7 protein-coding genes are annotated in these 11,538 nt (G+C 59.4%); 5 read left to right on the top strand and 2 right to left on the bottom strand.

What is annotated here, in order from left to right:
- Positions 1–26: 26 nt before the first annotated feature.
- Positions 27–794, bottom strand: coding sequence for a DedA family protein (locus tag USG84_RS09840; RefSeq protein WP_253540680.1), 768 nt, complete (start codon positions 792–794; stop codon positions 27–29).
- Positions 795–922: 128 nt separating this feature from the next.
- The gene (gene araC, locus USG84_RS09835) at positions 923–1,768 is read right to left on the bottom strand and encodes an arabinose operon transcriptional regulator AraC (protein ID WP_061099250.1); all 846 of its coding nucleotides are present in this window, start codon (positions 1,766–1,768) and stop codon (positions 923–925) included.
- Between the two features lie 337 nt (positions 1,769–2,105).
- On the opposite strand from araC, the gene araB reads away from it, so the two are divergent.
- From araB to rapA, 5 genes are all read left to right on the top strand, one after another.
- Positions 2,106–3,815 (top strand): ribulokinase, encoded by a 1,710-nt coding sequence (gene araB / locus USG84_RS09830; protein ID WP_253540678.1) that lies wholly within the window; start codon positions 2,106–2,108, stop codon positions 3,813–3,815.
- 10 nt (positions 3,816–3,825) lie between these two features.
- A complete protein-coding gene (gene araA, locus USG84_RS09825) occupies positions 3,826–5,328 on the top strand; it encodes an L-arabinose isomerase (protein WP_151413536.1) in 1,503 nt (500 codons plus the stop codon).
- A 47-nt stretch (positions 5,329–5,375) separates the two neighbouring features.
- Positions 5,376–6,071, top strand: coding sequence for an L-ribulose-5-phosphate 4-epimerase (gene araD / locus USG84_RS09820; RefSeq protein ID WP_023295910.1), 696 nt, complete (start codon positions 5,376–5,378; stop codon positions 6,069–6,071).
- A gap of 74 nt (positions 6,072–6,145) precedes the next feature.
- On the top strand, positions 6,146–8,503 hold the full coding sequence (gene polB / locus USG84_RS09815; protein ID WP_253540676.1) for a DNA polymerase II: 2,358 nt from the start codon (positions 6,146–6,148) through the stop codon (positions 8,501–8,503).
- A gap of 128 nt (positions 8,504–8,631) precedes the next feature.
- Positions 8,632–11,538 carry an RNA polymerase-associated protein RapA gene (rapA, locus tag USG84_RS09810; RefSeq protein ID WP_253540673.1) on the top strand — a complete coding sequence of 969 codons (2,907 nt, stop codon included), beginning with the start codon at positions 8,632–8,634 and terminating at the stop codon, positions 11,536–11,538.

The following is an 11,538-nucleotide window of genomic DNA, read 5'->3' as shown; positions in this document are numbered from 1 at the left end:
CTCTCCCGTGGGAGAGGGAAAAGGCCTTAACGGCTCACCACCTTCAACAGGATCTCACCATACACCGGCATCAGCGGGTGGCGAATCAGCGCCACCAGCGCCACCACGGCCACACCCAGCGTCAGCGGGGCCAGCCAGAGCAGGCGCGCGCGCGGGAGATAGCGCGTCAGGCGATCGACGCTGGCTTTCGCGCTACGCCATAGCCGCCAGCAGAGCCAGGCCGCCAGCCACAGCATCACCGCCGTGCCAAGCAGCAGCCACTTAAACTCACCGCTTTGCATGCCGTCAGGGATATCAATCGCCGCGCCCGCGAGGATCCCCGGCAGGAAGTAAAACGGCGGCCAGAATACGCAGCCGATAATGTTCGGCACCACGAATTTTGCGACAGGCAGATCCAGCATCCCCGCCACCATCGGCACCAGCGGGCGCGTCGGCCCGACAAAGCGGCCTACCAGAATGGTGAACATGCTGTGCTGGTGCAGGGCATGTTCGGTTTTATCCAGCAACGCTTTGTTCTTTTTCATAAACGACCAGCGGTGCAGCGGCTTCTTAAAGCGCCAGCCCAGCCAGAAGGAAATCCAGTCCCCCATCAGGCAACCGATAATCCCGGCCAGCCACGCCTGCCAGAAATTGACCTCGCCGCTGCCGATAAGCGCACCGAGCCCCGCCATCATCACTGTGCCGGGCAGGATCAACCCCACAAGCGCCAGCGATTCCAGAAACGCCACCAGCGCCACGGCGATGAGCGAGTACATAACGGACTGGGTAATAAAGTGTTCCAGCAATGCCTGCATAACTATTCCGGTCAGAAAACGAATCAGCGATTCTGCTTAGCGCCCTGCACTGCGTCAAGGCAACAATTGTCTGAATAGTTTACAGGTTGCTTTCTGCATTCACCTGTATGTTTAGCTTTTTTTACCGATTATTCACATCCCGCGCGGAATTCACTGGGGCTGGCGCCGGTGCACTTCTTAAACACGCGAGAGAAATAGAGCTGATCTTCAAAGCCCACGTTGCGTCCGACGGTCGCGATAGGCATCCGGGTGGTGCTGAGCAACAGCTTTGCCTGGCTGATGCGCTGATCCTCACGCCAGCTCAGTACGCTGACGCCCAGCTGCTGGCGGAACAGATGCGAGAGCCGTGACGGCGACAGGCAGACGTGCTGGGCGACGCTGGCGATATCAAACTGGCTGTCGGCCAGATGGTCGCTAATGTACTGGCAGGCGTCGCGGACGCGGTTGTCCAGCGGCGGGTTAAGGGATTCGTTGATGGCCTCCATGCGGCGCAGCAGCACCTGCTCAAGCAGGTTGATCGCCAGCAGTTCAGCGTAGCGCCCCCCGGCCTGCCCCGCCTCAATAATCTGCGCGAACAGCTCACGAAACTGTGCCAGATGCACTTCATCCGGACGATAAAAACCGGTTTGCGCGAAAATGGCCGGCCACGACAGCCACTCCTGCCAGTAGGCGCGCGGGCGGAAATAGACCCACTGGTGATACCACTCTTTGGCGTCCGGGTGACGCCCGTAGTGGTGGATTTCCCCTGGCGGGAACAGCAGCATATCGCCGGGGCGGCAGATAAACTGCCGATCGCCGTTTTTGATCACCCCTTCCCCGCGCACGGTCAGGTTCAGGATATATCCTTTCATCCCGAGCGGTCGGTCGACGTAAAAATCGAGATATCCCTCAGCCTCGATAGGGGTCAGTCCCGCCACAAGATGCGCGTTAAACGAGTATCCCGGCAGCAGGGGATCGTTTTGCGGTTCGGCCATAGATTCAGTTCTCCCAAGGGTCCTGAAGGAAACCAATTGTCCATATCACTAAAAGCAGGTTAAAAATGGCCCGCGAAAAGATCCCAAAAGCATCACGCCTCTTTTACGTCCGCCATGTTTCAGCCTTTCCCCCTGATTTCTCCGCCAGTACGGGCAGATAAGCAGTAACAAAAGTGTCTATAAGTGCGGCAGAAATGTCCACATTGAATATTTGCACGGCGTCACACTTTCCGTCGTAACAGCAATTTAGTCCATAAGATTAGCGGATCCTGCCTGACGATTTTCGCCCCCAGTCTCTAATGTTCTTCCATACCTGTTTTTTGGATGGAGCAACACCATGGCAATTGCAATTGGCCTCGATTTTGGCAGCGACTCGGTTCGCGCGCTGGCAGTGGACTGTACGTCCGGCCAGGAGATAGCAACCAGCGTTGAGTGGTACCCGCGCTGGCAAGAGGGGCGCTACTGCGATGCGCCGAACAACCAGTTCCGTCACCACCCGCGCGACTACATCGAGTCGATGGAAGCGGCAATTAAAACCGTACTGGCCGAACTGACGGACGCACAGCGGGCCGATGTCGTGGGCATTGGCGTCGACAGCACCGGCTCAACGCCTGCCCCGGTGGACGCCGAAGGCCGCGTGCTGGCGCTGCGCCCGGAGTTTGCCGACAACCCGAACGCCATGTTCGTGCTGTGGAAAGACCATACCGCCGTGGAAGAGGCCGAAGCCATTACCCGTTTATGCCACCAGCCGGGCAAAACCGACTACTCGCGCTACATCGGCGGGATTTACTCCAGCGAGTGGTTCTGGGCCAAGATCCTCCACGTCACCCGTGCCGATGCAGCCGTTGCGCAGGCCGCGGCATCCTGGATTGAGCTGTGCGACTGGGTGCCCGCCCTGCTCTCCGGCACTACCCGCCCGCAGGACATCCGCCGCGGCCGCTGCAGCGCCGGGCACAAATCCCTGTGGCATGAAAGCTGGGGCGGCCTGCCTCCGGCTGCGTTCTTCGACGAGCTCGACCCGATCATCAACAAGAACCTGACATACCCGCTGTTTACCGACACCTTCACCGCCGATATTCCGGTCGGCACCCTTTGCGAAGAGTGGGCAAAACGCCTCGGCCTGCCGCAGAACGTGGCTATCTCCGGCGGCGCGTTTGACTGCCATATGGGCGCCGTGGGCGCGGGCGCGCAGCCCAACACGCTGGTCAAAGTTATCGGCACCTCCACCTGCGACATCCTGACGGCGGATAAAGCCAGCGTCGGCGACCGCGCGGTGAAAGGTATCTGCGGCCAGGTTGACGGCAGCGTGGTGCCGGACTTTATCGGCCTTGAAGCCGGTCAGTCCGCGTTTGGCGATATCTACGCCTGGTTTGGCGGCGTGCTGGGCTGGCCGCTGGACCAGCTGGCGGCGGCGCATCCTGAACTGAAAACCCAGATTGCCGACAGCAAAAAACAGCTTCTGCCGCAGCTCACCGAAGCCTGGGCAAAAAATCCGTCTCTCGATCACCTGCCGGTGGTGCTGGACTGGTTTAACGGTCGCCGCACGCCGTTTGCCAACCAGCGCCTGAAAGGGGTGATTACCGATCTCAACCTGGCGACCGACGCCCCGGCGCTGTTCGGCGGTCTGATTGCCGCCACCGCCTTCGGCGCGCGCGCCATTATGGAGTGCTTCACCGAACAGGGTATCGACGTGAATAACGTGATGGCGCTGGGCGGTATCGCCCGTAAAAACCCGGTGATCATGCAGGCCTGCTGCGACGTGCTGAACCGTCCGCTGCAGATTGTGGCCTCCGATCAGTGCTGCGCGCTGGGCGCGGCGATTTTCGCTGCCGTGGCCGCAGGCGTTCATGCCGATATTCCGACCGCACAGCGGCATATGGCGAGCGCCGTCGAAAACACGCTCCAGCCGCGTGCCCGGCAGGCACAACGCTTTGAACAGCTTTATCAGCGCTACCAGCAATGGGCAAAAAGCGCCGAGCTTCACTATCTCCCTGTCGCCGCCCCGGCCAAAAGCACCGCGGACACTACGGCAACCCTGACCCATTAAGGACACGATGATGACCATTTTTAATAACTATGAAGTGTGGTTTGTGATTGGCAGCCAGCATCTGTACGGACCGGAAGCGCTGCAGCAGGTAACGAAACACGCTGAGCACGTGGTTAACGCGCTGAACGCGGAAGCCAAACTGCCGTGCAGGCTGGTGCTGAAACCGCTGGGCACCACGCCGGACGAAATCACCAATATCTGCCGTGACGCCAACTACGACGATAAATGCGCTGGCCTGGTGGTGTGGCTGCACACCTTCTCTCCGGCCAAAATGTGGATCAACGGCCTGTCTATCCTCAACAAACCGCTGCTGCAGTTCCATACCCAGTTCAACGCTTCCCTGCCGTGGGACAGCATCGACATGGACTTCATGAACCTGAACCAGACCGCGCACGGCGGCCGCGAGTTCGGCTTCATCGGCGCGCGCATGCGCCAGCAGCACGCGGTGGTCACCGGCCACTGGCAGGACGGCAAAGCGCAACAGCGCATCGGCTCCTGGATGCGTCAGGCGGTCTCTAAGCAGGACACCCGTCACCTGAAAGTGGTGCGTTTTGGCGACAACATGCGTGAAGTGGCTGTCACCGACGGTGATAAAGTCGCGGCGCAGATCAAGTTCGGCTTCTCCGTGAATACCTGGGCGGTGGGCGACCTGGTGCAGGTGGTAAATGAAATCAGCGACGGCGACGTGAGCGCGCTGGTGGACGAGTACGAAAGCAGCTACCGCCTGACCCCTGCGGCACAAATCAACGGCGACAAGCGCCAGAACGTGCTGGATGCGGCGCGCATCGAGCTGGGCATGAAGCGCTTCCTGGAACAGGGTGGCTTCCACGCTTTTACTACCACCTTTGAAGACCTCCACGGCCTGAAACAGCTGCCGGGCCTGGCGGTACAACGTCTTATGCAGCAGGGCTACGGCTTTGCGGGCGAAGGCGACTGGAAAACTGCCGCTCTGCTTCGCATCATGAAGGTGATGTCGACCGGTCTGCAGGGCGGCACCTCCTTTATGGAGGACTATACCTACCACTTCGAGAACGGCAACGACCTGGTGCTCGGCTCACACATGCTGGAAGTGTGCCCTTCGATTGCGGTGGAAGAGAAACCGATCCTCGACGTGCAGTACCTCGGCATCGGCGGCAAAGCGGATCCGGCTCGTCTGATCTTCAACACCCGTACCGGCCCGGCCATCAACGCCAGCCTGATCGATCTCGGCGATCGTTTCCGCCTGCTGGTGAACTGCGTCGATGCGGTTGAAACCCCGCATTCTCTGCCGAAACTGCCGGTCGCCAACGCCCTGTGGAAAGCGCAGCCGGACCTGCCAACCGCGTCAGAGGCGTGGATCCTGGCCGGCGGTGCGCACCATACCGTCTTCAGCCACGCGCTGGACCTTAACGACATGCGTCAGTTCGCCGAGCTGCACGATATCGAACTGACCGTGATTGATAACGACACCCGCCTGCCTGCCTTCAAAGACGCGCTGCGCTGGAACGAAGTTTATTACGGTTCAAAACGCTAAGTACGAAATGCCCGGTGGCGCTGCGCTCGCCGGGCAGGGAGACAACGATGTTAGAAGATCTCAAACGTCAGGTGCTCGAAGCCAACCTGGCGCTGCCGAAACACAACCTGGTGACCCTCACCTGGGGTAACGTGAGCGCCGTTGATCGGGAAAAAGGCGTGTTCGTGATCAAGCCTTCCGGCGTGGATTACACGGTGATGACCGCTGAAGATATGGTAGTGGTCAGCATCGAAACGGGTGAAGTGGTGGAAGGTAACAAAAAGCCCTCCTCCGATACGCCCACCCACCGCCTGCTGTACCAGGCATTCCCGACCATCGGCGGCATTGTGCATACCCATTCTCGTCACGCGACCATCTGGGCGCAGGCGGGCCAGCCTATCCCGGCTACCGGCACCACCCACGCGGACTACTTTTACGGCACCATACCCTGCACGCGCCTGATGACCGATGCGGAGATCGGCGGCGAGTACGAGTGGGAAACGGGTAACGTGATTGTCGAAACCTTCGAGAAACAGGGAATCGACGCGGCGCAGATGCCCGGCGTGCTGGTGCACTCCCACGGCCCGTTTGCCTGGGGGAAAAACGCGGAAGATGCGGTGCATAACGCGATCGTGCTCGAAGAGGTGGCCTATATGGGGATTTTCTGTCGCCAGCTCGCGCCGCAGTTGCCGGATATGCAGCAAACCCTGCTGGATAAACACTACCTGCGCAAGCACGGCGCGAAGGCCTATTACGGACAATAAACTGTATATATCCCCAGCGTAAAACATTCAACCAGGCTATAATCAGGCCTGGTTTTATTTTATGGGATAGCGGCGTGGCGCAGGCGCAAGAAGGTTTTTTACTGACCCGACACTGGCGGGATACCCCTCAGGGCACCGAGGTCGCATTCTGGCTGGCGACGGACAACGGCCCGCTGCACGTTACGCTGCCGCCGCAGGAATCCGTGGCGTTTATCCCTGAAGCGCACGTCGAAAAAGTGAAGCAGCTGCTGCGCGACGAAAACGGCTGGCGCATTACCCCGCTTGAACTGAAAGATTTCCACCGCCAGCCGGTTTACGGCCTCTACTGTCGCGCCTATCGCCAGCTGATGCGCTATGAAAAGCTGCTCCGCGAAGCGGGCGTGACGCTCTACGAAGCGGATATACGGCCGCCGGAACGCTTTCTGATGGAGCGGTTTATAACCGCGCCCGTCTGGGTAGACGGCGCTGAGCAAAACGGCACCCTCATCAACGCTCGCCTGAAGCCTAATCCGCACTATCGACCGCCGCTAAAGTGGGTCTCCCTGGATATCGAAACCACCCGTCACGGCGAACTTTACTGCATCGGTCTTGAAGGCTGCGGGCAGCGGGTTGTCTATATGCTCGGGCCGCCGAACGGCGATGCGTCCGGGCTGGATTTTCAGCTTGAGTACGTCAGCAGCCGACCGCAGCTGCTGGAGAAGCTTAACCAGTGGTTTGCCGAGCACGACCCGGACGTGCTGATCGGCTGGAACGTGGTGCAGTTTGATCTGCGCGTGCTGCAAAAACACGCCGAGCGGTATCGTATCCCGCTGATGCTCGGGCGCGGAAATACGGAGCTGGAGTGGCGCGAGCACGGCTTTAAGAACGGCGTGTTCTTTGCGCAGGCCAACGGCCGCCTGATTATCGACGGCATCGAGGCGCTGAAATCCGCCTTCTGGAATTTCTCCTCCTTCTCTCTGGAAGCGGTAGCGCAGGAATTGCTCGGTGAAGGCAAATCCATCGACAATCCGTGGGACCGCATGGACGAGATTGACCGGCGTTTCAACGAAGACAAACCGGCGCTCGCCACCTATAACCTGAAAGACTGCGAGCTGGTGACGCAGATTTTCCACAAAACCGAGATCATGCCGTTCCTGCTGGAGCGCGCGACGGTAAATGGCCTCGCGGCTGACAGGCACGGCGGCTCGGTAGCGGCCTTTAGCCACCTCTATTTCCCACGAATGCACCGTGCGGGCTACGTTGCGCCCAACCTCGGGGACGTGCCGCCGCAGGCCAGCCCCGGCGGCTACGTGATGGACTCCCGCCCAGGACTGTATGATTCGGTTCTGGTGCTGGACTACAAAAGCCTCTACCCGTCAATTATCCGCACCTTCCTGATTGACCCAGTGGGGCTGGTGGAAGGCATGGCTCAGCCAGATGATGAACACAGCACCGAAGGTTTTCTCGGCGCCCGTTTTTCGCGCGAGAAACACTGCCTGCCTGAAATTGTGGGGAACATCTGGCACGGTCGCGACGAGGCGAAACGCCACGGCAACAAGCCGCTCTCGCAGGCCCTGAAGATCATCATGAACGCCTTTTACGGCGTGCTGGGGACCAGCGCCTGCCGCTTCTTCGATCCGCGTCTGGCGTCGTCTATCACCATGCGCGGGCACGACATCATGCGTCAGACCAAAGCGCTGATTGAATCCCGGGGCTATGACGTTATCTACGGCGACACGGATTCAACCTTTGTGTGGCTTAAGGGTGCCCATTCAGAAGACGATGCCTCGCGAATCGGCAAAGAACTGGTGGCCTTCGTAAACGACTGGTGGCAGGAACATTTGCAAAAAGAGCGGTTAACCAGCGCATTAGAACTGGAATTTGAAACCCATTTCGCCCGCTTTTTAATGCCCACCATCCGCGGTACGGACCAGGGCAGCAAGAAGCGCTACGCCGGGCTGATTCAGGAAGGTGAAAAGCAGAGAATGGTCTTTAAAGGCCTGGAGACGGTGCGCACCGACTGGACCCCGCTGGCCCAGCACTTCCAGCAGACGCTCTACCTGCGGGTATTCCGCAACGAGCCGTATCAGGATTACGTGCGCGACACCATCGCCAGCCTGATGGCGGGCGAGCTGGATGACCAGCTGGTGTATCGCAAACGCCTGCGCCGCCCGCTGGCGGAGTACCAGCGTAACGTTCCTCCGCACGTGCGCGCCGCGCGTCTGGCGGATGAAGAAAACGTACGCCGCGGACGTGCCCCGCAGTATCAGAACCGGGGAACGATCAAATACGTCTGGACAATTAACGGCCCGGAACCCGTTGATTACCAGCAGTCTCCGCTCGATTACGATCACTATCTTACGCGTCAGCTTCAGCCCGTCGCCGACGGAATTTTGCCTTTCATCGACGACGATTTTGCTACACTAGTGACAGGGCAACTTGGCCTATTTTGACGCGTGACGAAATGGCTGCCATCCAGTACCATAGCGCCCTTTCCATTCCCGGACCCATTTTTCGATGACCGTCTTTTTTGACGGGGGTCGAACTATTGCCTGCAATTAAAGATTAGAGCCGAACAACTATGCCTTTTACACTTGGTCAACGCTGGATCAGCGATACAGAAAGCGAACTTGGATTAGGAACCGTCGTTGCCGTCGATGCGCGCATGGTTACCCTCCTCTTCCCAGCCACCGGTGAAAACCGTCTGTACGCTCGCAATGACTCCCCTGTGACCCGCGTAATGTTCAATCCGGGTGACACCGTGACCAGCCACGACGGCTGGCAGCTCAAGATTGAAGACGTAAAAGAAGAGAATGGACTGCTCGCCTACATCGGGACGCGTCTTGATACCGACGAGACGAACGTCATCCTGCGTGAAGTCCTGCTCGACAGTAAACTGGTGTTCAGCAAGCCGCAGGACCGCCTGTTTGCCGGGCAAATCGACCGTATGGATCGCTTCTCCCTGCGCTACCGCGCGCGTAAGTTCCAGAGCGAGCAGTACCGCATGCCGTGGAGCGGACTGCGCGGCCAGCGCACCAGCCTGATCCCCCACCAGCTGAATATCGCCCATGACGTGGGCCGTCGCCACGCGCCTCGCGTGCTGCTGGCGGATGAAGTGGGCCTGGGTAAAACCATTGAAGCGGGTATGATCCTGCACCAGCAGCTGCTCTCCGGCGCTGCCGAGCGCGTGCTGATTGTGGTGCCTGAAACCCTGCAGCATCAGTGGCTGGTCGAGATGCTGCGCCGCTTTAACCTGCGCTTCTCCATGTTCGACGACGAGCGCTATGCCGAAGCCCAGCACGACGCGGACAACCCGTTTGAAACCGAACAGCTGGTGATCTGCTCCCTGGACTTCGTGCGCCGCAGCAAGCAGCGCCTTGAGCACCTGTGTGACGCCGAGTGGGATCTGATGGTGGTCGATGAAGCGCACCATCTGGTCTGGAGCGAAGACGCGCCGAGCCGGGAATATATGGCGATTGAACAGCTTGCCGAGCGCGTGCCCGGCGTCCTGCTGCTGACCGCAACGCCGGAGCAGCTCGGTCTGGAAAGCCACTTCGCCCGTCTGCGCCTGCTCGATCCAAACCGTTTCCACGACTTCGCGCAGTTTGTAGAAGAGCAGAACAACTATCGTCCGGTTGCGGATGCCGTCGCGCTGCTGCTGGCGGGTAAACGTCTCTCAAACGACGAGCTCAACACCCTGAGCGATCTGATTGGCGAGCAGGATATCGAACCGCTGCTGCAGGCCGCTAACAGCGACAGCGAGAATGCAGAATCCGCACGTAAAGAGCTGATCGACATGCTGATGGACCGCCACGGCACAAGCCGCGTGCTGTTCCGTAACACCCGTAACGGCGTGAAAGGGTTCCCGAAACGCGAGCTGCACACCATCAAGCTCCCGCTGCCGACGCAGTATCAGACGGCGATTAAAGTCTCCGGCATTATGGGCGCGCGCAAAACTCAGGAAGAGCGCGCGCGTGACATGCTCTACCCGGAACAGATTTATCAGGAATTTGAAGGCGATACCGGCACCTGGTGGAACTTCGACCCGCGCGTAGAGTGGCTGATGGGCTACCTGACCGCGCACCGCTCCCAGAAAGTGCTGGTGATCTGCGCCAAAGCCGCCACCGCGCTGCAGCTGGAGCAGGTTCTGCGCGAGCGCGAAGGCATTCGTGCCGCCGTGTTCCATGAAGGCATGTCCATCGTCGAGCGCGACCGCGCGGCGGCGTGGTTCGGCGAAGAGGACAGCGGCGCGCAGGTGATGCTGTGCTCCGAAATCGGTTCTGAAGGGCGTAACTTCCAGTTCGCCAGCAATCTGGTGATGTTCGATCTGCCGTTCAACCCGGATCTGCTGGAGCAGCGTATCGGCCGTCTGGATCGTATTGGTCAGGCGCATGATATTCAGATCCACGTGCCGTATCTGGAAAAAACCGCCCAGTCGGTACTGGTGCGCTGGTTCCACGAAGGTCTGGATGCGTTTGAGCATACCTGCCCGACGGGCCGCACCATTTATGACCAGGTGCATGGCGATCTGATCGGTTACCTGGCCGCGCCGGAAAATACCGACGGTTTTGACGATCTGATTAAATCCTGCCGCGAGAAACATGAAGCGCTGAAGGCGCAGCTTGAACAGGGTCGCGATCGCCTGCTGGAGATCCACTCCAACGGTGGCGAAAAAGCGCAGGCGCTTGCCGAGAGCATTGAAGAACAAGATGACGATACCAGTCTGATCAGCTTCTCCATGAACCTGTTCGACATTGTCGGGATTAACCAGGACGATCGTGGCGAGAACCTGATCGTATTAACCCCGTCAGACCACATGCTGGTTCCGGATTTCCCGGGCCTGCCGGAAGATGGCTGTACCATCACCTTCGAGCGTGATGTGGCGCTGTCCCGCGAAGATGCTCAGTTCATCACCTGGGAACACCCGCTGATCCGCAACGGGCTGGATCTGATCCTCTCCGGCGATACCGGCAGCAGCACCATCTCCCTGTTGAAAAACAAGGCGCTGCCCGTAGGCACGCTGTTGCTGGAGCTTATCTACGTTGTGGAAGCGCAGGCGCCGAAACAGCTGCAGCTCAACCGCTTCCTGCCGCCAACGCCGGTGCGTTTGCTGCTGGATAAAAACGGTACGAATCTGGCAGGACAGGTTGAGTTCGAAAGCTTCAACCGTCAGCTGAGCGCGGTGAACCGCCATACCGGCAGCAAGCTGGTGAACGCGGTACAGCAGGACGTGCACGCGATTCTCCAGCAGGGCGAAATCCAGATTGAAAAAGCGGCCCGAGACCTGATTGACGCCGCGCGCAATGAAGCCGACGAGAAACTGTCTGCCGAGCTGTCCCGTCTGGAAGCGTTAAAAGCGGTCAACCCGAACATTCGCGACGACGAACTGGCAGCGATTGAAAGCAACCGTCAGCAGGTGCTGGAAAGCCTGAACCAGGCGGGCTGGCGTCTGGATGCCCTGCGTCTTATCGTTGTGACGCATCAGTAA

This window comes from Enterobacter sp. 168J2 (assembly GCF_034107265.1).
Lineage (GTDB): Bacteria > Pseudomonadota > Gammaproteobacteria > Enterobacterales > Enterobacteriaceae > Enterobacter > Enterobacter nematophilus.
Note: the sequence above shows the minus strand (reverse complement) of the source record. Positions and strands in the feature narration are given on the sequence as shown.